The organism is Pelagibacterium halotolerans (assembly GCF_044811015.1).
GTDB lineage: Bacteria > Pseudomonadota > Alphaproteobacteria > Rhizobiales > Devosiaceae > Pelagibacterium > Pelagibacterium halotolerans_A.
On the sequence record NZ_CP085243.1, the window covers coordinates 2578489 to 2602230 of the forward strand.

Genomic DNA, 23742 nt, shown 5'->3' on the forward strand with positions numbered 1-23742 from the left:
GGCATGGTGGCGCTCACGGCGACGGGATATTCGGGCACGCCTTTGCCCAAGAAGCTTGGCCTCAAGGATGGCCAGCGGGTCCTGTTCGTCGGGTTGCCCGATGTACTCGGGGCGTTGGCTGACAGTTGCCAGTTTCTGGCGGTCGATCGGGAGGGTAGCCTTTCGGGGCTGGCGCTCGGGGACACCCGTTACGACGTCGTCCATGCGTTCACGGCTTCGCGCGGCGAGTTGGCAGGGGGCATGGATACGCTTCAGGACGCGATCGTTCCTGACGGGATGATCTGGGTCTCCTGGCCGAAAAAGGCCGCAAAGATCGAAACCGACGTTACAGAGGACGTGGTGCGGGCCGAGGCCCTGGCGCGCGATCTCGTGGACGTCAAAGTCTGCGCCGTCGACGCGGTGTGGTCGGGCCTCAAACTCGTAATCCGCAAAGAAAAGCGGCATTTGCACTAGGAACCTGGCAATGGCAGAACTTATTCTCGACAAGCGCTCCCGGCCCAAGAAAGGCAAGGTCTGGCCCAAGCCCGAAGGTGCGACGCGGCTGCGGGAATATCAGGTCTACCGGTACGATCCGGACACCGAGGCCAATCCCAGGATCGATACCTATTTCGTCGATCTGGACGATTGTGGGCCGATGATCCTCGACGGGCTTTTGTGGATCAAAAATAATGTCGATCCGACGCTGACGCTGCGGCGGTCCTGCCGCGAGGGCATTTGCGGGTCATGCGCGATGAATATCGACGGGGCTAATACGCTCGCCTGCACCATGGGAATGGACGAGGTCTCGAACGGGCCGGTCAAGATCTATCCTCTGCCGCACATGCCGGTGGTCAAGGATTTGGTGCCTGACCTTTCGACCTTTTACGAGCAGCACAAATCGGTCGAGCCATGGCTGCAGACCAAGTCGCCGACGCCGGACACCGAATGGCTGCAAAGCCGGGAGGACCGGGCCAAGCTCGACGGGCTTTACGAATGTATCCTCTGCGCGTGCTGCTCGACTTCCTGCCCGTCCTATTGGTGGAACGGGGAAAAATATCTCGGCCCGGCCGTGTTGTTGCAAGCCTATCGCTGGCTCATCGACAGCCGCGACGAGGCGACGAGCGAACGGCTTGACTATCTCGAAGATCCGTTCCGGCTCTATCGCTGCCACACGATCATGAACTGCGCCAAGGTGTGCCCGAAGGGGCTCAACCCGGCCAAGGCGATTGCCGAGATCAAGAAGATGATGGTCGAGCGCAAGGTCGCTTAAGCGCCAATTTTGGTTTACATTCAAAGGGGTCCGCTGCTTTGCCGCGGGCCCTTTTTCTTTGGTGGAGGTGTGCGATGACCGATTACAAGACCATTCTTTACGTCGAAAAGGAATCGATCGCGCGCATTCTGATTACGGCGCTCCGGGCACACGGGTTCACTCCGCGCGATATCGCCTATGGCGGACTGCCGGGCATCCGGACGGGGCTTTCCGAGGGCATCGCGATCGACGTGCCGGAAGACCAAGCGTCGGACGCACGGCCGCTGGCCGAAGCATTGCTGGCGGATATGGATCGCTGAGCTTGATCCCTTACGGGAATGGCGGGCATGGCACATCTGCCCTGTGGCACGGCGCACACAGTCGAAAATTTGTGCGCACGACGTGACCGCGCCTGGCTTGAGCCCGAAACGGCCCCCGCATACGTTCGCTTTGGATTGAGTGGAGTTGTTGCGGCCATGTTCGACAATTTATCGCGCCTTTTCCGGCAAACCTCGGCGATGCCCGAGCCGTCGCACGAGCCAGAACTGGCGGTTGCGGCGATTCTTGTGCATTTGGCAGCGGTGGACGGGCAGGCGCGGCCTGAAGAGTTCAAGATGATCTCGGGCATTTTGCAGGATCATTACGGGCTCAGCGACGGTGAGGTGAGAAAGCTGATCGACGAGGCCAAGCGGCAGGATCGGGAATCGGTGGATTTTTACAAATTCACCCATGAGCTCACCAGGCTGGAGCCCGATGAGAAGATCGCGATCATCCGCATGATGTGGCAGGTGGTTTTCGCCGACAACACAAATCACGAGCTTGAGGACAATATGGTCTGGCGCGTGGCCGAGCTGATCGGGGTATCCTCGCGGGATCGGACGATCCTGAGGGCGCAGACCAAACGGGCCGGTACGCCGGAGGGGGATTATCCCGAGGACTGAAGGGATCGACAAAAAGGCCGCGCCAGGCAGCGCGGCCTATTTGCGTGTCCGATGGGCCGCTTACTGCGGGTCGTAGGTCACCGTTCCGGCATCGTATGCCGCCCGGCAGTCGGTGGCATCGGCAAGTTCGTTGTGTGCAAAGAGCTCAGGCGCGCCGCCGCGGCCCTGGAAGCGGGGATCGTCGCAGACCCCGTCAAAGGCCATATCCGAGGAATCGTCGCCGAAGTTGATGCGAACATCGTCGCCGTCTTCGCTGATGAGCGTAACGGTGCCCTCGTTATAGGCCGCTTCGCAATCGCTCGCGTCGGCCATTAGATGGCTGTCGAGGGCGGTGTCGAACATGCCCGGGCCTTCGAAGCGCGGGTCGTCGCATTCTCCGTCATTGGCATATTCGCCCGAATCATCGCCGAAATTGATGCGGACATCGCCGGTATCGACGGGAGCAAGGGTAACGGTGCCGTCCTGGTACGCCGTCGAGCAGTCGGTGGCGTCGGCCATCAGGTGGTCGTCGAGCGCGACACCGGTGCCCGAGCCCTCGAAGCGTGGATCATCGCACTCGCCATCATTGGCCCAGTTGCCCGAATCGTCGCCGAAGTCGATGTCGTCGATGACGATCGGATCAGTTGCGCGCTGATCGCCGATATAGACGATGCTGCCAGCCTCGTAAGCGGCCTGGCAGTCGGAGGCGTCGGCCATCACGTGGCTGCCCATGGCAACGCCCATGCCGTCGCCCTCAAAGCGTGAATCGTCGCATTCGCCGTCATTGGCCCATTGGCCGGAATCGTCGCCGAAATCGATCTCTCCGACGGCCATGTCGCCATCGTCGGCGCTGGCCTCCTCGGCAAGGGTCACGGTGCCGGCGTTATAGGCGGTCTCGCAGTCGGACGCGTCAGCCATGTAGTGGCTATCAAGCGCCACGCCCACGCCTTCGCCTTCGAAGCGCGGATCGTCGCATTCGCCATCGTTGGCCCATTCGCCCGAATCGTCACCGAAATCGATCTCGCCGACCATTTCGGTATCTTCGCCCAGATAGGTGACCTCGCCGGCTTCGAAGGCCGTGCGGCAGTCGGTGGCGTCCGCCATCACGTGGCTGTCGAGCATGCCGCCAAAGCGTGGATCGTCGCATTCCCCGTCATTGGCCCAGGCGCCCGAATCGTCCCCGAAATCGACATCGCCGGTCATTGGTGTGGGGGGCTCGGCCGGCGCGGCTTCGGTGCTCCCGGCCTCACCGACAAAGGTTACCGTCCCGGCCTGATAAGCGGCCTGGCAGTCAGCGGCGTCGCGGCCCTGATCGACCGGGCTTGTGACGCTGGCCGCGCCTTCGCCTTCAAAGCGGGGGTCGTCGCATTCGCCGTCGTTTGCCCAGGTGCTGGTGTTGTCGCCGAAGTCGATATCGTCCTGCGCCCATGCCGGGCCCGAAAGTGTCAGGGCGAGAGCAAGGATGGCGCCGCCCAGTATGGTTCTCGTGGTTTTCATGATCTCGTCCCTCAGTCCGGCGATGCCGCCACGGTTGATTTTTCCGGCGTGCCCCTTTTTCGCCGAAGCAGTTATGAGTGAACAGCATTCGGCGCTAAATTACCAGTGCGGGACGCCAAATTTGGGTGTCTCATCCGCGCGGATGCGCCTTGCGGTAAACGTCGAGCAAATGTTCGGTGTCCGCGTGGGTATAAATCTGCGTTGTCGAGAGCGACGCGTGGCCTAAAAGCTCCTGGATGGACCGCAGATCGCCGCCCTTGCCCAGAAGGTGCGTGGCGAAGGAATGGCGCAGCGCATGGGGGGTTGCCGAGGGCGGCAGGCCGAGCGCGGAGCGGAGCTGTTCGGCGCGGTATTGCACGATACGCGGCGAGAGGGGCCCGCCGCGGGCGCCGCGGAAGATCGGCTGGCTGGGATCGAGCGCGAAGGGACAGAGCTTGAGATAGGCGGATATGGCCTTGCGAACCGGCGCGATGAGCGGGACGAGGCGCACCTTGTTGCCCTTGCCGGTGACGCGCAGGCTTTGCGTATCGAGGTCGGGCCGCGTTATCGCCAGCGCTTCGGAAATGCGGAGGCCTGCGCCGTAGCACAGCGCGAGGACGGCGGCGTCGCGGGCGGCGATCCAGGGGCGGTCTTCAAGCTCGTGGGTCGTGTCTATTGTCGCCTTGGCTTCGGAGACCGTGAGCGCCTTGGGCAGGGTTTGCGGGCGCTTGGGTGTCCTTATGACCGAGAGGGCTTCGAGCGCCATGATTCCCTTGCGCTCAAGGAAAGTGAAGAAGGATTTGAGCCCGGACAGGCCGCGCGCCAGGGAGCGCGAGCCGGTGCCGCCGGCGCGGCGCGCGGCGAAGAAGGCTCTGAGGTCGGCGGCGCGGACTTCCTTTAAATCCGCCATGTCCACGGTGCCGCCGATATGACCCGAGAGGAAGGCAAGGAACTGGTCGAGGTCACGCATGTAGGCCTCGACGGTTCTGGGCGAGAGGCGGCGGAGGGCGGTCAGCTCGCGTCGCCACTCGGTGATATGAGCGCGGAGAGAATCGGAGATGGCGAAGCCGGTGTCGGTCATGGGGAAAGGGTAGGCGCAAGAGGTTTAGGAATTGGCAAAGGCATGGCAAAATGGCCGACGGCGCGCGCGCCTCGGGTGCTATTGAGCGTGGACGGTATGCGGCGAGACGCGCCTCATACTGATTATATAGATGCGAGGCACGCCTCGCCGCATACGTCCGGGGTTTTTGGCTTGGCGTCCGCTCGGGCTGGGGCCAATCCCCGCCAGGTTTCCCCGGTGACCACAGGATCGCTGTGGCTGGCCACGGTGACGTTTGGGCCTCCGCTGGGACGACTCCCATCGGACCCGGACCGGTCCCGCCCAAACGTTCGTTGCGCCTGCGCCCATCAAAAGCGGGTCCGTGGGAAGCATCATACTTGACGTTTCGGGAGCGGGGATAAGTTTTGCGGTTTTGCTGTTTTTCCAATGTGCTACGGCGAACATAGCAGCCTGCCGGTATGCTCTCGCCTCCCATCTTTCTCCAGGGCAATCGGATGAAGCCAACCTCTCCACCACCACCTCGCCGCCCCCGACTTGATCGGGGGCCCATCAGCGCTTTGGCGACCCGGGATCGTCGTGTGATGCACGGCAGCGCCACCGCCCCTTGCCGTGCCGAATGGTGAGGGCGTCGGGTGCATTGGACGGGCAACGGATCCTTACAGTCTCACCATCCGGCATGCTCCCGGTTCCAGGTAGCGCTCTGCATCGCACACCCAATTCGGGCGCTCAAACGCTGATGGGCCCCCGATCAAGTCGGGGGCAGCGGTGGGGAAGTGGAGGCGCCAGAGCCAGAGCCCGCTTCCATCCGGGCAGATAGCACGTCCCTTCAAGCGATCGCCCCCGGGCGCGATGTGTCTGGCAGTTGCGCCGGCGCACAGAATCGCGTCCTTTTGCCGGTTCATTGTTCGGGAAATGCCAGTGTCCCAGCTCGGTCCCATCGTTTCGGTCATGGTCGCGGTCGCCGTGGACAAACCCTATTCCTATCGGGTGCCCGAGGGAATGGAGGTCAAGCGCGGGTCGATCGTCGTCGTGCCTCTGGGGCCGCGGCCGACGCTCGGGGTGGTCTGGGGCGTGCCCGAGGACAATTTCGCGCATAACCGGCTAAAGGACATCGCGCACGTCTTCGATGTGCCGCCACTTTCCGAAGAGCTTCTGCAACTCGTCGACTGGGTGGCGCGGTATACGCTGGCGCAGCCGGGGATGGTGTTGCGCGGGGCCTTGCGGAGCCGCGAGGGGCTCGACCCGCCGCGACCGGTGATCGCGTACCGGCGCGCGGGGCCGGAACCCGAACGGCTGACCGATGCACGCAAGCGCGTGCTCGATACGATGGACGATGCGATGCCTTGGGCCAAGGCGGCGCTCGTTGGTGCGTCGGGGGTGTCGCCCTCGGTGATCGAGGGGTTGGTCAGGACCGGGACGCTCGAGCAGATCGAACTGCCACCCCCGCCGCCGGTGATGCCGCCCGAGCCGGATTTCGCGCCTGCACAATTGTCGGAGGACCAGCAGCGGGCGCTCGATGAGATCCGGGCGCATGACAGTGGCGGGTTCTCGGTCGCGCTGCTCGACGGCATCACGGGGTCGGGGAAGACGGAGGTCTTTTTCGAATCGGTTGCCGATTGCCTGCGTGAGGGCCGGCAGGTCGGTGTCATTTTGCCGGAAATCGCACTGACCCATACGTTTCTCGACCGGTTCGAACGGCGCTTCGGTCAAAGGGCCGCCGAATGGCATTCGGACATGACCCCGATGCAGCGCGCGCGGGTGTGGCGCGGGGTTTTGACCGGCGAGGTGCGGGCTGTGATCGGCGCGCGCTCGGCGCTCTTCCTGCCGTTCCGGGAATTGGGGCTGTTCGTTCTCGACGAGGAGCATGACGGGGCCTTCAAGCAGGCCGACCGGGTGAATTATCACGGGCGTGACATGGCGGTGGTGCGCGCATCGCTCGCCAAGGCGCGGGTGATCCTCTCTTCGGCAACGCCGTCGGTCGAATCGCGGAATAATGCCAATCAGGGGCGCTATGCGCTTGTCCGGCTCGAAAGCCGGTTTGCAGAAGCGAGCCTGCCCGACATCACGGCGCTCGACATGCGCGAGGAGGGGCCGGAAAAGGGGCAGTGGATCGCGCCGCGGCTGGCGCGGGCGGTGTTCGACGCGCTCGACAGGGGCGAGCAGGCGCTGTTGTTCCTCAATCGCCGGGGCTATGCGCCTTTGACGCTGTGCCGGGCGTGCGGGCACCAGTATCAGTGCCCCGATTGTTCGACATGGCTCGTCGAGCACCGGTTCCGGGGCGTTCTGATGTGCCACCATTGCGGGCACGAGGAGCGGGCGCCGGAGGTCTGCGGGTCGTGCGGGGCTGTGGATTCGCTTGTCGCGGTCGGGCCGGGGATCGAGCGGATCGCCGAGGAGGTGGCGGACCGGTTTCCTGGCGCGCGGCCGGTGGTGCTTTCGTCCGATATGGGCTCGATGAGCCAGATCCGCGACCGGTTCGCCGAGATCGCGCGGGGGGAATACAATCTCATTATCGGAACGCAATTGGTGGCCAAGGGGCACCACTTCGAGAAGCTCTCGCTCGTGGGGGTGATCGATGCGGATCTGGGGCTGGCGCATGGCGATCCGCGCGCGGCGGAGAAAACCTTCCAGATCCTGACGCAGGTGACGGGGCGTGCGGGGCGGGCGTCCAAAACCGGCAAGGCGTTCCTCCAGACCTATCATCCCGAGCATCCGGTGATGCAGACCATGGTCAAGGGCGACCGCGAGGCGTTTTATGCGCATGAATTGAAGGTGCGCGAACAGGGCGGGTTGCCGCCCTTTGGACGGCTGGCGGCGCTTATCGTTTCGGGCACCGATCACGACGAGACCTTTGCCTATGCCAAGAGGCTGATGGCGGCGGCGCCGCTTTCGGAGAACGTGCGGCGGTTCGGGCCAGCCGACGCGCCGGTGGCCATGGTGCGCGGGCGGCACCGCGTGCGGATTTTGACGCAGAGTCCCAAGGACTTCGACCTTTCGGGCTATGTGCGATTCTGGCTCGACAACGCCGATCCACCAAGGGGGAGTTTGCGGGTTCAGGTCGATATCGATCCGATGAGTTTTTACTGAGCCTTTCAAGGCCCTCGCCCGTTCGTTGACAGTTGCGACATTTATGCCGCCTCAATTTGGCCGCGATGCGCTTGCGCGGCCCGGTGGGGCATGGTAAGGCCACGCGGAAATTGAGGGTTGTCCGTTCCCGGGCGGCCTTATGGGAAGCTATCATTTTGAAATTTTCGTCCCGTGTCGCGCTTACTGCTGTGCGCGATACCGGAGGTAAACAGCGGGGTTGGACGGCTTGAGCGCTACACACTCTGTTTTGTTCCAGATCGCGCGGCCGTATGCGACGGCGCTTTTCGATCTGGCTAGCGAAGCGAAGGGAATCGAGGATACCGAGAAAAGCCTCGACGCGATCGCGGCCCTCATCGTTTCCTCTGACGACTTCGCCAAGTTCCTCGAAAGTCCGACGATCACCGCCGACAAGAAGGGTGAAGTGCTCGAGGCTATCCTTGCCAAGGCCAAGACGTCCGAGCTTGTCGCCAACACGCTGCGGCTGGTCGCCAAGAACGGCCGGCTCTTTGCGGTTCCGGCGATCATTTCGGTTTACAAGGACCTTGCCGCGGTGGCGCGTAACGAGGTGAGCGCGGATGTCGTTTCCGCCGCCACCCTGTCCGATGCGCAGACCAAAGAGCTGGCCAAGGTTCTCAAGGACAAGATCGGCAAGACCGTATCTTTGAAAACGCGTGTCGATGAGAGCCTGATCGGCGGTCTGATCGTCAAGGTCGGCTCGAAAATGATCGACACCTCACTCAAGACAAAACTTTCGGCCATGAAGATCGCCATGAAAGGGGTCAGCTAATGGACATCAAGGCTGCGGAAATTTCCGCGATCCTCAAAGACCAGATCAAGGATTTCGGCAAGGAAGCGAGCGTTTCCGAAGTCGGGCAGGTGCTTTCGGTCGGTGACGGTATCGCGCGCGTTTATGGCCTCGACAACGTGCAGGCGGGTGAGCTCGTCGAGTTCCCCGGCGGCATCAAGGGCATGGCGCTGAACCTCGAATCCGACAATGTCGGTGTCGTGATCTTCGGTTCGGACCGCGAGATCAAGGAAGGCGATACGGTCAAGCGCACCGGGTCCATCGTTGACACTCCGGTCGGCAAGGGCCTTCTGGGCCGCGTCGTCGACGGCCTCGGCAATCCGATCGACGGCAAGGGCCCGATCGAATACACCGAGCGCAGCCGCGTGGACGTCAAGGCGCCGGGCATTCTGCCGCGCAAGTCGGTGCACGAGCCGATGTCGACCGGGCTTAAAGCCATCGACGCGCTCATCCCCATCGGCCGTGGTCAGCGCGAGCTCGTCATTGGCGACCGCCAGACCGGCAAAACCGCCATCCTGCTCGATACCTTCCTCAACCAGAAGCCCGCGCACGACGCCGGCAACGAGAACGAAAAGCTCTACTGCGTTTATGTCGCTGTGGGCCAGAAGCGTTCGACCGTGGCCCAGTTCGTCAAGACGCTCGAGGACAATGGCGCGCTCGAATATTCGATCGTCGTCGCTGCGACCGCTTCGGACCCCGCGCCGATGCAGTTCCTGGCGCCGTTTACCGCGTGCGCGATCGGCGAATATTTCCGCGACAACGGCATGCATGCGGTGATCGGGTATGACGACCTTTCCAAGCAGGCCGTCGCCTATCGCCAGATGAGCCTGCTGCTGCGCCGTCCTCCCGGGCGTGAAGCCTATCCGGGCGACGTGTTCTATCTCCACTCGCGCCTCCTCGAACGCGCCGCGAAGCTCAACGAGAACCACGGCGCGGGTTCGCTGACGGCGCTGCCGGTCATCGAAACGCAGGCCAATGACGTGTCGGCGTATATCCCGACCAACGTGATCTCGATCACCGACGGCCAGATCTTCCTTGAGACCAACCTCTTCTTCCAGGGCATTCGTCCGGCGGTAAACGTCGGCCTGTCGGTTTCGCGCGTGGGCTCCTCGGCCCAGATCAAGGCGATGAAGCAGGTGGCCGGCTCGATCAAGGGTGAATTGTCGCAGTACCGCGAAATGGCGGCGTTCGCGCAGTTCGGCTCGGACCTCGACGCGGCGACGCAGCGGCTTCTCAATCGCGGTGCGCGGTTGACCGAGCTTTTGAAGCAGCCGCAGTTTTCGCCTTTGAAGACCGAAGAACAGGTCGCGGTGATCTTTGCGGGCGTGAATGGTTATCTCGACGATCTGCCGGTTACCGGCGTGCAGGCGTTCGAGAAGGCACTGCTTGGCACCTTGCGGAGCAAGCATGCCGATCTGCTCGAAGCGATCGCGACCGAGAAGGCCCTTTCGGACAGCATCAAGGATCAGCTCAAGGCTGCCCTCGATGCGTTCAAGAAAACCTACGCGGCCTAACCCCGACCCGGCTGGCAAGGAGCTTCTGGCGCAATGCCCTCTTTGAAAGACCTCAAGAACCGGATCACCTCGGTCAAATCGACCCAGAAGATCACCAAGGCGATGCAGATGGTCGCCGCGGCGAAGCTGAAGCGCGCGCAGGACGCCGCCGAGGCCGCGCGACCCTATGCCGAGCGTATGGAGAAGGTTCTGTCCGGCTTGGCGCTCGCCTATAAGGGCCGTCCGGATGCACCCAAGCTCCTCGCCGGGACCGGCAAGGACGATACGCACCTTCTCGTGGTCGCCACGGGCGAGCGCGGACTTGCGGGCGGCTTCAACTCCTCGATCGCGCGGATGGCGCGCGAGCATACCGAAAAGCTTCTGGCTCAGGGCAAGACGGTCAAGATCCTGTGCGTGGGGCGCAAGGGTGCGGATATCCTCAAGCGCCAGTTCTCCAAGAACATGCTGGAGACGATCTCGCTCAGAGAGGTCAGGCAGCTCGGCTACGATACAGCGCAGGGGATCGGCCAGAAGCTACTCGATATGTATGAGGCGGACGAATTCGACGTTGCCACGTTGTTTTTCGCCACCTTCAAGTCGGTGATCAGCCAGGTGCCGACTGCGATCCAGCTCATCCCGGCCAAGTTCGACGAGCAAGAGGGTGAAGAGGCGATCCATTCGGGCGCGGCGATTTACGAATACGAGCCGGACGAGGAAACCATCCTCGCCGACCTTTTGCCGCGCAATGTGAGCGTCCAGGTGTTCCGGGCGCTTCTGGAGAACAACGCCTCGTTCTTCGGCGCGCAGATGTCGGCAATGGACAACGCCACGCGCAATGCCGGTGAGATGATCAACAAGCTGACGCTTTCGTACAACCGCCAGCGCCAGGCACAGATCACCAAAGAACTGATCGAAATCATTTCGGGCGCCGAAGCGCTCTAGAGGTAAGGAAAGACTCATGGCAGACAGCAAAATCGGCCGCGTCTCTCAGGTAATGGGCGCCGTTGTGGACGTCACCTTCGATGACCACCTGCCGGCCATTCTGAACGCGCTTGAAACCGACAACAACGGCAACCGTCTGGTGCTCGAAGTTGCCCAGCACCTGGGCGAGAATACCGTGCGTACCATCGCCATGGACACGACTGAGGGCCTTGCCCGCGGCGCCGAGGTGAAGGACACTGGCGAGGCGATCACGGTGCCTGTGGGCGACGAGACGCTGGGGCGCATCATGAACGTCATCGGCGAGCCCATCGACGAGGCCGGCCCGATCGGCACCAAGGCGCGCCGCGAAATTCACCAGCCTGCCCCTGCTTTCGTCGATCAGGCGACCGAGGCGCAAATCCTCGTGACTGGCATCAAGGTCATCGATCTTCTCGCGCCCTATGCGCGTGGCGGCAAGATCGGGCTGTTCGGCGGCGCCGGTGTGGGCAAGACGGTTTTGATCCAGGAGTTGATCAACAACGTCGCCAAGGGACACGGCGGTTACTCGGTGTTCGCCGGTGTGGGCGAGCGGACCCGCGAAGGCAACGACCTTTATTACGAAATGATCGAATCGGGGGTGAACAAGGACCCCAAGGAGAACAACGGTTCGACCGAGGGCTCGAAGTGCTCGCTGGTGTTCGGCCAGATGAACGAGCCTCCGGGAGCGCGTGCCCGCGTGGCGCTGACCGGGCTTTCGATCGCCGAGGATTTCCGCGACAAAGGCCAGGACGTCCTGTTCTTTATCGATAATATCTTCCGCTTCACGCAGGCGGGTTCGGAAGTGTCGGCGCTTCTGGGCCGTATTCCTTCGGCGGTGGGCTATCAGCCGACGCTCGCCACCGACATGGGTGCGCTGCAGGAACGCATCACCACCACCAACAAGGGCTCGATCACCTCGGTGCAGGCCATTTACGTCCCGGCGGACGATCTGACCGACCCGGCGCCGGCAACCTCGTTCGCGCACCTTGACGCGACCACGACGCTCAACCGCGCGATTTCCGAAAAGGGCATCTATCCGGCGGTCGATCCGCTCGATTCGACGTCGCGCATGCTCGATCCTTCGATCATCGGCGAGGAACACTACAAGGTCGCCCGTGACGTGCAGGAAGTGTTGCAGCGCTATAAGTCGCTCCAGGACATCATCGCGATTCTGGGCATGGACGAGCTTTCCGAGGAGGACAAGCTCATCGTGGCCCGCGCCCGCAAGATCGAGCGTTTCATGAGCCAGCCGTTCCACGTGGCCGAGGCGTTTACCAATACGCCGGGCATCTATGTCGAGCTCGAAGACACCATCAAGGCCTTCAAGGGCCTGGTGGCCGGTGAGTACGACCACCTGCCCGAGCAGGCCTTCTACATGGTCGGCACCATCGACGACGCGGTCAAAAAGGCCCAGAAGCTGGCCGCAGAAGCCGCTTAAGAAGGATCTCAACCATGGCCGATGGCGTCAAAATCGAAATCGTTTCGCCCGAATATCTCGTGCTTTCGGCCGAGGTGCGGTCGGTTATCGTGCCGGGCGCTGAGGGGTACCTGACGGTCATGGGCGAGCATGCGCCGCTGATGACCACGCTTAAACCGGGTTTCGTTACTGTGACCGAGACCGATGGGACGACCGCAAGCTATTTTGTGGGCGGCGGGTTCGCCGATATTTCGGGGGCAGGGCTCACGGTTCTCGCGGAAGACGCCAGGCCCGCAAGCGAGTTTGGACGGACAGAGATCGAGGCGAAGATCGCTCAAGCGCAGGATGCGCTGTCGACGGCTGAGGATATCGACGCCAGGAGTGCTGCGCAGAACCGGCTCGATACCTGGAAAAATCTTCTGGCGGAAAGCGCCAGTCTCGGCGCGTCTGCGCATTGATCCGGAACGGCATTGTGGTTTGAGAAGGGGCGCCTGAGAGGCGCCCTTTTTTTGTCGCTGTAGGCTATTCGTTAGGACTTCGGCTTACGCCGAATGCCCTGACCGGCCTCCGGCCCTCCGCTCACGGCTACCGGATTCACGCATTTCCGGTTGTGATCGCAGAGCTTGAACCGGGCACGGTTTCCCTTCTCCCCTTGAGGGAGAAGGTGGCCGCTAAGCGGTCGGATGAGGGGTGCGCGCCGCGGCAAAGCTCGGATTTTGTGCAGTTTGCAAGGCCGCAGGCACCCCTCATCCGACCTTTCGCTGACGCGAAAGCCCACCTTCTCCCTCAAGGGGAGAAGGGAAACCGTGCTCACGGTTCAAGCATGGAAGCGACAAAAGGAAATGCGTGAATCCGGTAGCCTTGACGGGGGTGGGGCCAAGGGGCGCAATGCCAAAGAGCGAAACGCCCTGCCCATAAGGGGCAGGATGATATGGTGACAGGGCGCAGGGCGTGTGAGAGCCGAAGGGCTGTGTCAACGAAATGCAGATCAAACGTCTACCCGCCTTGCCGGGCTTAACGCAACGTTAGCGGTCGTGAAACTTTGATTTAATCAATTGTCCCTACTTTCCTCCCGAGTGTACCCAAGGAAGGGGGATAACCGATGACGATCGGTGAAAACCAAGAACAGGTTGAAACCGGCGCCGTTCACGAAGGCGCGGAAGAAAAGAAGAAGGGCTCCTTCTTCGGTCGTATCAAGATGACGACGATGATCGCGGCGATGGTGATTTCCGCCGTGATGCTTTCAGTCGGCGTCGTGGTTCTTGCGGTGTTCATTAACCTGAACGCCGATACCGAGAACCGTGTCGCCGCTGCAGAGAACAGCAATATCCGGACCGCCGCGACCGTTCTGAGCGGGATGGGCGGAATCCAGGTCGAATGGAGCGAAGAGGGGAATATCGCCAAAATCGGCACCTGGGTCATGCCGCGCTTCTACAATAACGATACCGTGGATTCGATTGCGCGCGTGACCGGCGAAAACGCTGCCGTCTTCGCATGGAATGCGGAAACCGGCCAGTTCGAAGAGGCTTCGTCTTCCCACGTCGATGCTGATGGTGAACGCGTGGCACAGGCCCCGATCACGTCGGATAATGCCGCATTCGAGCGGCTGTTGGCCGGTGAGGCGGTTTATACCGAAACCCACTTCGGCGGGATGGAATATTATACCGTCTATCAGCCGATCACCTATCTTTCGGGTGAAGACGTTCTGGGCCTTTTGCAGGTCAATATCGACAAGGAGCACATCAACGCTCTCGTTGGCGAGACGATGAACCTCCTGCTCATTGTGGGACTCGCCACGGCGCTGGCTGTCGGCGCGCTGGCGATATTCGCTTCGCGGGCGATTTCACGGCCGATTCCGAAGCTTTCGGACGTGATGGGCAAGATTGCCAATAATGAGCTCGACACCGAAGTGCCCTATGTGGGCAACAGCAATGAAATCGGTGAGATGGCACGTGCCGTCGAGGTCTTCCGCGACAACGCCGCGCGCATCGCGCAGATGAGTGAGGACGAAATCGCCGCCAGCGAAGCCCGGCGCAAGGAACGTCAGGCGATGATGACCGAGCTGCGCGACTCCTTTGGCGAAGTTGTTAATGCCGCGGTCGCGGGCGACTTCTCACAGCGGGTCGAGGCGAATTTCGCCGATGCCGAGCTCAATGCGTTGGCGGGCGGGGTCAACGACCTCGTCGAGACCGTCGAACGGGGGCTGGGCGAGACCGTTACTGTGCTTGGTGCTCTCGCGCAGACGGACCTCACCCGCCGGGTCGAGGGCGAATATCAGGGCGCATTCGCCAAGCTCAAGGACGATACCAACGCGGTGGCCGAGAAGCTCGTCGATATCATCACAGAGTTGCGCACGACCTCGCGGGCACTCAAGACCGCGACGAGCGAGATCCTTTCAGGCGCAAACGACCTGTCTGAACGCACCACGCGCCAGGCAGCTACCATCGAGGAAACCTCCGGTGCGATGGAGCAGCTTGCCGGCACGGTTCTGGACAACGCCAACCGGGCTCAGGAAGCCAGCGCGACGGCACAGCAGGTCACCGGCGCCGCCGAAGAAGGCGGCCGGGTGATGGAAGAGGCAACCGCAGCCATGGAGCGGATCACGACCTCCTCGGCCAAGGTTTCGGACATCATCAAGATGATCGACGACATCGCGTTCCAGACCAATCTTCTGGCGCTCAACGCTTCGGTTGAAGCCGCGCGCGCCGGGGAAGCGGGCAAGGGCTTTGCCGTGGTCGCGGTCGAAGTGCGCCGGCTGGCCCAATCGGCTGCGGAAGCCTCGGGCGAGGTCAAGGCACTGATCGAAGACAGCACGACGGAGGTCGATGGCGGCTCCAAGCTCGTCGCGCAGGCGGCCGAAAAGCTCACTGCGATGCTCGAGGCGGCCCGGGCCAACACAGCGATCATGGAAGAGATCGCAAGCCAGAGCCGAGAACAGGCCTCGTCCATCGAGGAAGTCAACGCCGCGGTGCGTCAGCTCGACGAGATGACCCAGCACAATGCGGCGCTGGTGGAAGAAACCAACGCGGCAATCGAGCAGACCGAGGCCCAGGCCTCCGCGCTCGACCGGATCGTGGAGATCTTCCGGCTCGATGCGAGTGCGACGATCACGGCAGCGCCCGTGGCGCCCACGGCCCAGCCGAAGCCCGCGGCAGCCAAGGCCGCTGCCAGGACCTATCTCACCGACGGCAACGCGGCGATCGATCCGGACTGGAACGAGTTCTAAACAAGAACCGTCACCTAGAGAACGAAAGGCCGCGCCTTTGGGCGCGGCTTTTTTTACGCGTGCGCGTTCGGTCCTGATTTCTGCGCAAAATGGATAATTCGACCATTCGTTAAGTAATGCCGTCTATTTTCTCATTTGAACGTACTTAATGTGCGGCACCCAGAAGGACGCCGGGGTCATGCATTGGATAGACAGGAGAGAGCTGTCCATGCCCAGCCAGCGCCTTGCGCGTTTAGCGGCCATTATGGCCGGTATTGTATTCAACCCTCTTGCGCCGGCATATGCGGCTCAAGAGCACGAATTCACCCAGGAACGTCTCGAACTCGGCCGAACCGAACTTGCCGCCATCGTGCGCGAGCCGGTCGGCCTTGACGCGATCAGGGCGCAGAACGCGCGGACCGGGTCGTTGCCGACGCTGGTGACCAGCCGCTCATTGCCGAAACGATGTCGAACGCCGCTTCGCAGTATTTCGCTTCGGTCCAGGGCGGTCCCGAGGGCGTTTATGCCGAGATGGTCGTCATGGACGCGGTCGGCCTCAGCGTCGCGCCAAGCATGGTCACTTCGGACTATTGGCAGGGCGACGAAGCCAACGCAATCCATGTCGGGTGAAATCGAATATGACAAGTCGAGTCAGGTCTTTCAGTGCCAGGTGAGCCTGCCAGTCGTCGACCCGGATACCGGTGTGCCGACTGGAGCGAGTTCTAACCTGCATCTTCCGCCTGAACGGTTTAGGAGCGCGCTGCGGGAGCGTCCCTTTTCCTTTGTCTGGAGACGCGTCCTTAACCGGGGATGGGCACTATGGGGCAGGGTTCGGCTGAGGGGGCAAATCCATGACCACACGCCGGGAATTTCTTTGGCTTTCTGGTGCTACACTGCTGGGGTGCACCGCTCTACCGGCGGTAGCGCAGACGCCGCCCGAGCTCAATGAGAGCATCGTCGCTTCGCAATTGCGTGCGCTCGCCAATTCACAGTTGCGCCGGATATCGCACGTACCCCTGATCCTCGACGCGGTCAAATTGCAGAACCGTAAAACCGGTGCGTATAGCCGCGATCTTATCGAACGGCTCAACGGCGACTGGCGGCGCGAAGTTTACAATATGAACCGCCGGACATTGATCCCAGCCGTGATGGAAACGCCGGCTTCGTACTTTCTCGCGCGGGCGAAAGAGCTGTCGGGCGGGCTCTATACCGAACTCATCCTTCTGGACGCGCGTGGGCTCACGGTTGCGCTGTCCGAGCTTTCGGCGCTCTACTGGCATGGCGAACGGGCGCGGTGGCGGGAACCCTACGAGGGTGGCTTGCACGGACTTTGGATCGGGCCCTACGAACTCAACAAGGCGACCGGCGTGTGGCAGCGGCAGGTGTCGATTACAGTGAGCGACCCGAGCAGCCTTTATCCGCTCGGGGTCCTGTGTGCGGGGGTTGCCGTCGAGAAACTTTAGGCCGCCTCTGCTTCGGCGGCGCGGGTCCCTTCGGAGATCCGGAAGATGTCGACGATACGGTCGAGCTCACCGGCCTGAGCCTCGGTCTGTTCGATGGCCGCATTGGTCTCCTCGACCAGCGCGGCGTTGTGCTGGGTCATTTCGTCGAGCTGCCGGACGGCGGTGTTGACTTCGGTGATGGCCGAGGCCTGCTCCTGGCTCTGGCGGGCAATCTGCTCCATCAGTCTGGTGTTCGCCCGTGCGGCTTCGCGCATGGTTTCAAGCTTGGTCACGGCATCGCCGACCAGCTTCGAGCCGATATCGACTTCACCCGTGCTGCGCTCGATCAGCGTCTTGACTTCTGCTGAAGCTTCGGCCGCGGATTGGGCCAGGCGGCGAACTTCGACGGCAACCACAGCGAAACCCTTGCCGGCTTCGCCCGCGCGGGCCGCCTCGACCGAGGCGTTGAGTGCCAGAAGGTTGGTCTGGAAGGCGATATCGTCGATCATGCCGATCACTTCGGAGACCCGCGCCGACGATTCGGTGATGCGCGCCATGGCGTTGCTGGCTTCGCCCATCACGCGACTGCTCTCTTCGGCAGTACGCGCGTTTTTTTCGGCATCCGTGCTCGCAGTTCGGGCCTGTTCGGCGTTGTTGCGTACGGTGGTTGCCAATTGTTCCATGGCCGCGGAGGTTTCCTCAAGCGTCGCGGCTTGCCGAGTCGTGCGTTCGGACAGATCATTGGCGCCCGAGAGGATTTCGCCGGTTGCGGTCCTGACCGTCCGGGAGGTTTCGCGCAGACGCTTGACGATGTCCGTGAGCGTGTCCGCGACGGCATTTGTATCGTCCCGCAGTTTGCCGAAGGCGCCGCGGTAATCGCCGTTCATGCGGACCGTCAGGTTGGTTTGGGCGAGTGCAGCGAGGACCTCGCCGGCTTCGGAAAGGCCTGAGTCCACCGTATCGACAAGCGTATCGAAATTCTTTGCGATCCGGTCGATATCGGCTTCGGCGAAGCTCGTTCCGATCCGCTTGGTGAAGTCGCCCTCGAGCGTGGCGGCGACGACACCATCGAAGGCGGACTGGAAGCTCTCCATGGTTTCAGCGCGTGCCAGACGACGGCGCGCTTCCTCCTGTTCGGCGGCCGCCATTTCGGCCACGCGAATGCCGTTCTCCTTGAAGACCTGCACGGCGGCGGCCATCTGGCCGATCTCATCGCGCCGGCCGGCGAAGGGCACCTCCGCTTGCAGGTTGCCCTCGGCGAGAGCGTTCATCGATCGGGTGATGCGGGCGATGGGTGTGGTGACGCGGTGGACGACGACCCAAGCGGCGAATGCGGCCAGCGCGATGCCGGAAAGGAGCAAGCCCGTATTGGTCAGCATGGTCAGCCGCGCGTGCGCGGCGGAGGCATCGGCGAGACTTTCCGCTTCCACCGTGGTCTCGGCGGCAAGCGCCAGCAGAGTGTCGATGCCGGTGGTCGCTTCGGCGATCCAGGTGTCGGCGTCGAGGGAAAAGGGGGTGCCGTTGGTACCCTCCGCATAGACTTGCGCACGGATATTTTCGAAATCGCCGAAGAAGACCCGGCGGACCTCGTCGGCGGCAGCGATGAGCCCAGCGGGTGCATCGTCCTTTTCGAGATAGGCCTCCACGCCCGCCCAGGCTTGTTCGACGCGGCCGCGATACGTGGCGAGGGTCCGCAAGGTTTCCGTATCGAGCGGGGCGGCACCGGCGATCGTTGCGCCGATAAGAGCGCGTTCGCGTCCGGCGAATTCGCTCATGACCCAGACCATGTCCTTGAGATTTTCGGCGAGCAACACCCGGGTCTCCATCGTCTCGGGGAGAAACTGGGCGGCGAGGCGCAGACGCTGCGAGGCCATGATCAGATCGGTGAATGTCGGCACCCATTGCGCGCCAAGGCCGGCGGGCCGGGCGTCCGCCGCGACGGCGAGCGCTGCGTCCGCCTGCTGGCGCAGGGCGACAACCGTTGTGTATGCGGCATCGATCTCATCGAGAATGGTATCGCGGTTTTTGAAATCGGGCCCGGCCGCGATGCGCAGGCGGGCGCGTTCGAACGCTTCATCGGCCCGCTGTCGGCGCGTGTCGATGGCTTCGCGCATGGCCGTAGGAACGCTGCCAGGCATGGCAAGAGCGGAATTGGTTATGCCGCGCTCGACCGCCCAATTGCCTGCAGCGGTCAAGAGCAGGTCGGAGGTCTGGCCACTTTCGCTGATGCCGCCAGCCACGGCGATACGCTGCCAGCCGCTCACGACCTCGCGGGCCGAGAATGCGATCACGGCGATACAGAGTATCGAGACCAGTAGGATCAGGATCGATCGTACGCTCAACGTGACATTGTTCATCGGTGCTCCCCTCCGGCATCCGCAGGTCATGCGGTGCCTGCGCAGTCAATCGCAAATCATAGAAGCGCGGGGGTACGGTTAATGCCGTCTTTATGTGCGTGCGGGGCTGTGCATTTTCATGCGTGTTTAGGATAATATCTTCGCGTTCTGGATAGTTTGGCCTATGCCTCGATCGCCGCTGCGACTGCCGCCTTCGCGTGCAGTTCGGTCGTGTCGTAGACGGGCAAGGGGCTGTCGTCGTCGGAAATGAGCATACCGATTTCGGTGCAGCCCAGGATCACGGCTTCGGCGCCGCGCGCGGCGAGGCCCTCGATGGCGCGGACATAGATTGCACGCGATGCGTCCGTGACGATGCCACGGCAGAGCTCTTCATAGATGATGGCGTTGAGGTTGGTGCGGTCGACGTCGGGGACGAGCGGTTCGAGTCCCATTTCGCGCAGGCGGTCGGTATAGAAATCCATTTCCATGGAAAAGCGCGTGCCGAGGAAACCGACGCGGGTTGCGCCGTCGTCGAGCAGGGCCTTGGCGGTCGGTTCGGCGATGTGGAGGAACTTTGCCGTGATCGCGGCCTCGATCTGGGGCGCGCAGATGTGCATGGTGTTGGTGGCAAGCACGATAATCTCGGCACCCGCCCGCTCCAGCCGTCCCGCGCTTGCGGCGAGGATATCGCCGGCCTTGTTCCAATCTCCTGAATTCTGGAGCGCGGCAATCGGGGCGAAATCGACCGATTCCATCAAGATGGGTGCGGAGTGGAGGCCGCCCATGCGCGCGGCGGTCTCGCGGTTGATCGCGGCATAGTAGTGCGCGGTCGATTCCCAGCTCATGCCGCCGATGATGCCGATGGTCTTCATTGTATCCGCTCTCCGAGTTCCAGTCTTGGGCGTAGCCTAATGGCGGAAATCGTGTTGGCAATCCCTGGTCGTGACGATGGCTTGACACATTAGGATGTGCATCCTAGTGTCTGCATTAGGATGAGCGTCCTAATTCGATCCGAGAGGCGATGATGAGCGGCAAGGCGACACGGGCGCAGATTGTCAAAGAGGCAGATCGGCTTTTTTACGAGCAGGGTTTCGAGCACACCTCGTTTTCGGACATCGCGGATGTGGTGGGGATCTCGCGCGGGAACTTTTATTATCACTTCAAGACCAAGGACGAGATTCTGGACGCGGTGATCGCGTTGCGCGTGGCCAACACGCAAAAAATGCTCCAGACCTGGGAACAGGAAGGCGCGCACCCGGCCGACCGTATCCGCAGCTTCATCCGAATCCTCGTGACCAACCGGACCAAAATCATGCGTTATGGCTGTCCGGTGGGGACGCTATGTGCGGAGCTCGCGAAGCTCGACCATGCGATGCAGGACAATGCAGCGGGGCTTTTTACGCTTTTCCGGACTTGGCTCGTCCGGCAATTCGAAGCGTTGGGCAGACCTGAGGACGCTGACCGGCTTGCGATGCATCTGCTTGCGCGCAGCCAGGGTATCGCGGCCTTGGCCAATGCATTTCATGACGAGGATTTCATCGAGCGGGAGGTCGAGGCGATGTGCGGCTGGCTGGCGGGATATACGCAGCCGGAAGCTTACGATGCGGCTCCCGGGCAACATTAGGGTGTGTTTACACTCGGGTCAGGGCGGCCTGCAAATGGCCGTTTTCGGCTCGCCCTGACCCGAGTGTAAACACACCCTAGAAGGAGACACCATGTTTGTCGTGTTTTTGAAATTTTCCGCCAACAAGGATCGGGCGGGCGCGTTTATGGATGGTCATAATGCATGGCTCAAGCGCGGGTTTGACGATGGCGTCTTCGTGCTTGCGGGAAGCCTGCAGCCGCGGCTGGGCGGGGGGATTCTGGCGCACGGCACGTCGCGCGCAGAGCTTGAGGCCAGGGTTTCTGAAGACCCTTTCGTCGCCGAAGGGATCGTCAGCGCGGAGATCGTCGAACTCGCGCCAGCGAAGGTGGATCCACGGCTCGACTTCCTCGCGGTGTGACGCATGCGAAGCGGCGCCTGCCTTATTTCAGGCGCTTGCGAAACATCACCATGCGTTGGGTTTCCTCAAAGCCCCATTGTCCGTGTCGCGCGATAGACACTGCGTTTTCGATGAGGGCGTCCGAGCCAAGTTCAGCAAGACCCTTGTCGCGGGCCCAATTCTCGATGGCTTTGACAAGGCGGTGGGCGATGCCCGCGCCGCGATACTCAGGGGTGACGTAGATGCCTTCGAGCCAGCCGACCGGAGCGGTGTCGCAGCCGTCGCCCCGGGGGCGGATGGTGGCTTCGGCAAAGGCGACGAGGGTGTCGCCGTCAAATGCGCCGATGGCGGTGGCTTTGGGGTCACCCGGATCGTAGTCATCGAGTTCGCGCACGAGCTTTTCGGTCGCACATTCCGGCCAGAGCGCGTGACGCAGGGTAAGCCATTGCGCCTTGTCGGCGGCAAGGAGCGGGCGGAGTTCAACCATCGGCCAATTGCATGGGGAGTGATGCGAAGGCTTCGACGACCTTTAAATAGGCGTCGCGTTTAAAGGGGACGATCAGGTCGGGCAATGCGCCGAGGGTTTCCCAGCGCCATGCGTCGAATTCGGGGTCGCAATCGCCATCACCAGGGGTGTCGAGATCGATCTCGGTTTCGTCACCCTCAAACAGGAAGGCGAACCATTTCTGGCGCTGGCCGCGATATTTGCCCTTGAGCGCGATGCCGAGGACGTCGTCGGGAAGGTCGTAATAGATCCAGTCCTCAGCTTCCTTGATAAGCCGGATGGTGCGGATCGAGGTTTCCTCATAAAGCTCGCGATAGGCTGCGGGAAGCGGCTCCTCGCCCTCGTCGATGCCCCCCTGAGGCATTTGCCACGGTGCCGCGACTTCGGACTGATCGACACCCTCCTCAGGGATGCGCTTCGCGATGAACACCTTGCCTTCCTTATTGAACAGCGCGATGCCCACGCAGTCGCGGTAGGGCATGGCGTTGCGGTCGGGCTTCGAGGCTGTCATTTCGGCTAATCCGGTTTGGTCGCAAGAGCACTGACGGGTACGATCAGCATGGAGTCTTCGTCAAGGCTTTGCGCCCATTGGCTGAGCGTGCGGATGGAGACGGGAAGCGCTGAAATCGTCGCGATCGCCCAACCGCGCTCGGCCGCCTGAGCTTCGAGCGCCTCGAGCTTTTCGAGAATGGCGGTGCGCGAGGGGTTTTCGTCGAGCACCATATCGACACGGGCGAAGGGGACGCCGTTCTGCGCGGCGAGTTGTGGGGCGACCGAACGGGCCGAGGTGCCGTTGTCGAGATAACCCAACCCCCTGAGGCCGAGCTCTTCCATTATGGGGCCAAAGTCGGCTGCCGATGCTGTGAAGCGCGCGCCCATATGGTTGATGAGCCCGGTATAACCGCCTATACGCGAGAGCAACCAATAGAGTTTTTCGAGGTTTTCGCGCGGAGGATGCTCGACCAGAAGCGTATGTGGGCCGGGGTCGTTCTGGGGGTAGTCGAAGGGCTCGAGCGGGATTTCGAGCATCAATTCGTGGCCCGCGGCACGGGCCTGGGCAGTCAGGTCCACGAGGCCCTGTCCGTAGGGCGCGAAGGCGAGGGTCACCGTACCGGGGAGCATTTCTATGGCATCCCGGGTCGAGGTTTCGTTGAGCCCGAGCCCGGTCATAACCACAGCGATCAATGCCCGTCCGCCGGCGGCGTTGGGGCTCAACGATGGACGGGCATACGCCTCGAAAGGCGTGAGGCCATCGGCCCCTGTGCGCGGCAGAAGGCCGAGCTGGGTGGTTTCCACAAGCGCGGGTAGCGCGCCAAATTCGGTGGCGGCGCGGTCCGCGCTCGTTGTTATGGTGCCGTCTTCCCCAAGCGTGATGATCGAGGGGCCATCGGGGCTGGTTCCGGGCAGACCGGTGGCCGGGGCAGCATCGGCGGGCGCATCGCTTGGCCCTTGGGCTCCGACTTCAATCGCGACGGGGTTGGGCTGGCCCTGGTTGGAAACCGGGGCTTCGGCGATGGGCCGGCCACCCGCGGGATCGTTGACCACGATCACCCAACCGGTCACAAAGAGTGCGGCCAATCCCAGGCAGGCAAGGCCGATACGCGCCCACGGCCATCTGCGCCAGCCGCCATGACCGGGTTGAGCGCTTGCGCGCTTGCGCCTTTTGTTGCCAAGGGGAGCGCTCAGCTCGTCGGTCATTGCCCCAAAATCGCTACGGCCGGTTCGCGGGTGCGGCGGCGCGTCCGAATCAACGCGCCGCCGACGCCATCTATAGCATTAAGGACGCTCACGAGAATAACTGCATCGCCTCGCTTGGTCTTTTCGTC

The 23742-nt window shown here is 62.4% G+C and carries 22 protein-coding genes; 15 read left to right on the top strand and 7 right to left on the bottom strand.

The features are described from left to right. Positions 1 to 3 precede the first annotated feature (3 nt). The 4 genes from LG281_RS12650 (at position 4) to LG281_RS12665 (ending at position 2169) form a co-directional block, all read left to right on the top strand. Positions 4 to 453 carry a DUF3052 domain-containing protein gene (locus tag LG281_RS12650; protein ID WP_404401217.1) on the top strand — a complete coding sequence of 150 codons (450 nt, stop codon included), beginning with the start codon at positions 4 to 6 and terminating at the stop codon, positions 451 to 453. A 10-nt stretch (positions 454 to 463) separates the two neighbouring features. After that, positions 464 to 1249, top strand: a complete 786-nt coding sequence (locus tag LG281_RS12655; protein ID WP_404401219.1) for a succinate dehydrogenase iron-sulfur subunit — start codon at positions 464 to 466, stop codon at positions 1247 to 1249. A 74-nt stretch (positions 1250 to 1323) separates the two neighbouring features. After that, on the top strand, positions 1324 to 1548 hold the full coding sequence (locus LG281_RS12660; protein ID WP_404401221.1) for a hypothetical protein: 225 nt from the start codon (positions 1324 to 1326) through the stop codon (positions 1546 to 1548). 156 nt (positions 1549 to 1704) lie between these two features. Then, a complete protein-coding gene (locus tag LG281_RS12665; protein ID WP_404401223.1) occupies positions 1705 to 2169 on the top strand; it encodes a TerB family tellurite resistance protein in 465 nt (154 codons plus the stop codon). Between the two features lie 60 nt (positions 2170 to 2229). Here LG281_RS12665 and LG281_RS12670 read toward each other — a convergent pair whose 3' ends face one another. Continuing rightward, positions 2230 to 3645: a hypothetical protein gene (locus tag LG281_RS12670; protein WP_404401225.1), complete on the bottom strand. Its 1416-nt coding sequence runs from the start codon at positions 3643 to 3645 to the stop codon at positions 2230 to 2232. A gap of 130 nt (positions 3646 to 3775) precedes the next feature. Beyond that, complete coding sequence (locus LG281_RS12675; protein ID WP_404401227.1) at positions 3776 to 4705, bottom strand: tyrosine recombinase XerC; 930 nt, start codon at positions 4703 to 4705, stop codon at positions 3776 to 3778. 891 nt (positions 4706 to 5596) lie between these two features. On the opposite strand from LG281_RS12675, the gene LG281_RS12680 reads away from it, so the two are divergent. The 9 genes from LG281_RS12680 (at position 5597) to LG281_RS12720 (ending at position 17114) form a co-directional block, all read left to right on the top strand. Continuing rightward, the gene (locus tag LG281_RS12680; protein ID WP_404401229.1) at positions 5597 to 7771 is read left to right on the top strand and encodes a primosomal protein N'; all 2175 of its coding nucleotides are present in this window, start codon (positions 5597 to 5599) and stop codon (positions 7769 to 7771) included. Positions 7772 to 7997: 226 nt separating this feature from the next. Further along, positions 7998 to 8558, top strand: coding sequence for a F0F1 ATP synthase subunit delta (locus LG281_RS12685; RefSeq protein ID WP_404401231.1), 561 nt, complete (start codon positions 7998 to 8000; stop codon positions 8556 to 8558). Then, positions 8558 to 10090 carry a F0F1 ATP synthase subunit alpha gene (gene atpA / locus LG281_RS12690; protein ID WP_404401233.1) on the top strand — a complete coding sequence of 511 codons (1533 nt, stop codon included), beginning with the start codon at positions 8558 to 8560 and terminating at the stop codon, positions 10088 to 10090. Before LG281_RS12685 ends, atpA begins: the two co-directional genes overlap by 1 nt. Positions 10091 to 10123: 33 nt before the next feature. Further along, positions 10124 to 11011: a F0F1 ATP synthase subunit gamma gene (locus LG281_RS12695; RefSeq protein ID WP_404401235.1), complete on the top strand. Its 888-nt coding sequence runs from the start codon at positions 10124 to 10126 to the stop codon at positions 11009 to 11011. Between the two features lie 16 nt (positions 11012 to 11027). Further along, entirely contained in the window at positions 11028 to 12467 is a 1440-nt protein-coding gene (gene atpD / locus LG281_RS12700; protein WP_404401237.1) for a F0F1 ATP synthase subunit beta, read from the top strand. Positions 12468 to 12481: 14 nt separating this feature from the next. Next, positions 12482 to 12904, top strand: coding sequence for a F0F1 ATP synthase subunit epsilon (locus tag LG281_RS12705; RefSeq protein WP_404401239.1), 423 nt, complete (start codon positions 12482 to 12484; stop codon positions 12902 to 12904). 644 nt (positions 12905 to 13548) lie between these two features. After that, positions 13549 to 15672 (top strand): methyl-accepting chemotaxis protein, encoded by a 2124-nt coding sequence (locus LG281_RS12710; RefSeq protein WP_404401241.1) that lies wholly within the window; start codon positions 13549 to 13551, stop codon positions 15670 to 15672. Positions 15673 to 16116: 444 nt separating this feature from the next. Next, complete coding sequence (locus tag LG281_RS12715; protein WP_404401243.1) at positions 16117 to 16281, top strand: hypothetical protein; 165 nt, start codon at positions 16117 to 16119, stop codon at positions 16279 to 16281. Between the two features lie 221 nt (positions 16282 to 16502). Further along, complete coding sequence (locus LG281_RS12720; RefSeq protein ID WP_404401245.1) at positions 16503 to 17114, top strand: hypothetical protein; 612 nt, start codon at positions 16503 to 16505, stop codon at positions 17112 to 17114. Here LG281_RS12720 and LG281_RS12725 read toward each other — a convergent pair. Then, entirely contained in the window at positions 17111 to 19450 is a 2340-nt protein-coding gene (locus tag LG281_RS12725; protein WP_404401248.1) for a methyl-accepting chemotaxis protein, read from the bottom strand. The genes LG281_RS12720 and LG281_RS12725 overlap by 4 nt on opposite strands. A 161-nt stretch (positions 19451 to 19611) precedes the next feature. After that, positions 19612 to 20301, bottom strand: coding sequence for an aspartate/glutamate racemase family protein (locus LG281_RS12730; RefSeq protein ID WP_404401250.1), 690 nt, complete (start codon positions 20299 to 20301; stop codon positions 19612 to 19614). A 152-nt stretch (positions 20302 to 20453) separates the two neighbouring features. Here LG281_RS12730 and LG281_RS12735 point away from each other — a divergent pair, with 152 nt between their 5' ends. After that, positions 20454 to 21053 (top strand): TetR/AcrR family transcriptional regulator, encoded by a 600-nt coding sequence (locus tag LG281_RS12735; RefSeq protein ID WP_404401252.1) that lies wholly within the window; start codon positions 20454 to 20456, stop codon positions 21051 to 21053. 91 nt (positions 21054 to 21144) lie between these two features. Then, a complete protein-coding gene (locus LG281_RS12740) occupies positions 21145 to 21432 on the top strand; it encodes a YciI family protein (protein WP_404401254.1) in 288 nt (95 codons plus the stop codon). 22 nt (positions 21433 to 21454) lie between these two features. Here the strand turns inward: LG281_RS12740 and LG281_RS12745 are convergent, their stop codons facing one another. Genes LG281_RS12745 through LG281_RS12755 form a run of 3 tightly spaced genes read right to left on the bottom strand, consistent with a single transcriptional unit; the run spans position 21455 to position 23614 of the window. Further along, positions 21455 to 21898, bottom strand: coding sequence for a GNAT family N-acetyltransferase (locus LG281_RS12745; RefSeq protein ID WP_404401256.1), 444 nt, complete (start codon positions 21896 to 21898; stop codon positions 21455 to 21457). Then, positions 21891 to 22427: an RNA pyrophosphohydrolase gene (locus tag LG281_RS12750; RefSeq protein ID WP_404401258.1), complete on the bottom strand. Its 537-nt coding sequence runs from the start codon at positions 22425 to 22427 to the stop codon at positions 21891 to 21893. Before LG281_RS12750 ends, LG281_RS12745 begins: the two co-directional genes overlap by 8 nt. A gap of 5 nt (positions 22428 to 22432) precedes the next feature. Further along, positions 22433 to 23614, bottom strand: a complete 1182-nt coding sequence (locus tag LG281_RS12755) for a divergent polysaccharide deacetylase family protein (RefSeq protein WP_404401260.1) — start codon at positions 23612 to 23614, stop codon at positions 22433 to 22435. Positions 23615 to 23742: the final 128 nt, after the last annotated feature.

What these genes read in the sequence shown, in the direction of transcription:
- LG281_RS12650 (WP_404401217.1), top strand. Translation starts at nt 4, where the DNA reads ATGGTGGCGCTCACGGCGACGGGATATTCGGGCACGCCTTTGCCCAAG.
- LG281_RS12655 (WP_404401219.1), top strand. Translation starts at nt 464, where the DNA reads ATGGCAGAACTTATTCTCGACAAGCGCTCCCGGCCCAAGAAAGGCAAG.
- LG281_RS12660 (WP_404401221.1), top strand. Translation starts at nt 1,324, where the DNA reads ATGACCGATTACAAGACCATTCTTTACGTCGAAAAGGAATCGATCGCG.
- LG281_RS12665 (WP_404401223.1), top strand. Translation starts at nt 1,705, where the DNA reads ATGTTCGACAATTTATCGCGCCTTTTCCGGCAAACCTCGGCGATGCCC.
- LG281_RS12670 (WP_404401225.1), bottom strand. Translation starts at nt 3,645, where the DNA reads ATGAAAACCACGAGAACCATACTGGGCGGCGCCATCCTTGCTCTCGCC.
- LG281_RS12675 (WP_404401227.1), bottom strand. Translation starts at nt 4,705, where the DNA reads ATGACCGACACCGGCTTCGCCATCTCCGATTCTCTCCGCGCTCATATC.
- LG281_RS12680 (WP_404401229.1), top strand. Translation starts at nt 5,597, where the DNA reads ATGCCAGTGTCCCAGCTCGGTCCCATCGTTTCGGTCATGGTCGCGGTC.
- atpA (WP_404401233.1), top strand. Translation starts at nt 8,558, where the DNA reads ATGGACATCAAGGCTGCGGAAATTTCCGCGATCCTCAAAGACCAGATC.
- LG281_RS12695 (WP_404401235.1), top strand. Translation starts at nt 10,124, where the DNA reads ATGCCCTCTTTGAAAGACCTCAAGAACCGGATCACCTCGGTCAAATCG.
- atpD (WP_404401237.1), top strand. Translation starts at nt 11,028, where the DNA reads ATGGCAGACAGCAAAATCGGCCGCGTCTCTCAGGTAATGGGCGCCGTT.
- LG281_RS12705 (WP_404401239.1), top strand. Translation starts at nt 12,482, where the DNA reads ATGGCCGATGGCGTCAAAATCGAAATCGTTTCGCCCGAATATCTCGTG.
- LG281_RS12710 (WP_404401241.1), top strand. Translation starts at nt 13,549, where the DNA reads ATGACGATCGGTGAAAACCAAGAACAGGTTGAAACCGGCGCCGTTCAC.
- LG281_RS12715 (WP_404401243.1), top strand. Translation starts at nt 16,117, where the DNA reads ATGTCGAACGCCGCTTCGCAGTATTTCGCTTCGGTCCAGGGCGGTCCC.
- LG281_RS12720 (WP_404401245.1), top strand. Translation starts at nt 16,503, where the DNA reads ATGACCACACGCCGGGAATTTCTTTGGCTTTCTGGTGCTACACTGCTG.
- LG281_RS12725 (WP_404401248.1), bottom strand. Translation starts at nt 19,450, where the DNA reads ATGAACAATGTCACGTTGAGCGTACGATCGATCCTGATCCTACTGGTC.
- LG281_RS12730 (WP_404401250.1), bottom strand. Translation starts at nt 20,301, where the DNA reads ATGAAGACCATCGGCATCATCGGCGGCATGAGCTGGGAATCGACCGCG.
- LG281_RS12735 (WP_404401252.1), top strand. Translation starts at nt 20,454, where the DNA reads ATGAGCGGCAAGGCGACACGGGCGCAGATTGTCAAAGAGGCAGATCGG.
- LG281_RS12740 (WP_404401254.1), top strand. Translation starts at nt 21,145, where the DNA reads ATGTTTGTCGTGTTTTTGAAATTTTCCGCCAACAAGGATCGGGCGGGC.
- LG281_RS12745 (WP_404401256.1), bottom strand. Translation starts at nt 21,898, where the DNA reads ATGGTTGAACTCCGCCCGCTCCTTGCCGCCGACAAGGCGCAATGGCTT.
- LG281_RS12750 (WP_404401258.1), bottom strand. Translation starts at nt 22,427, where the DNA reads ATGACAGCCTCGAAGCCCGACCGCAACGCCATGCCCTACCGCGACTGC.
- LG281_RS12755 (WP_404401260.1), bottom strand. Translation starts at nt 23,614, where the DNA reads ATGACCGACGAGCTGAGCGCTCCCCTTGGCAACAAAAGGCGCAAGCGC.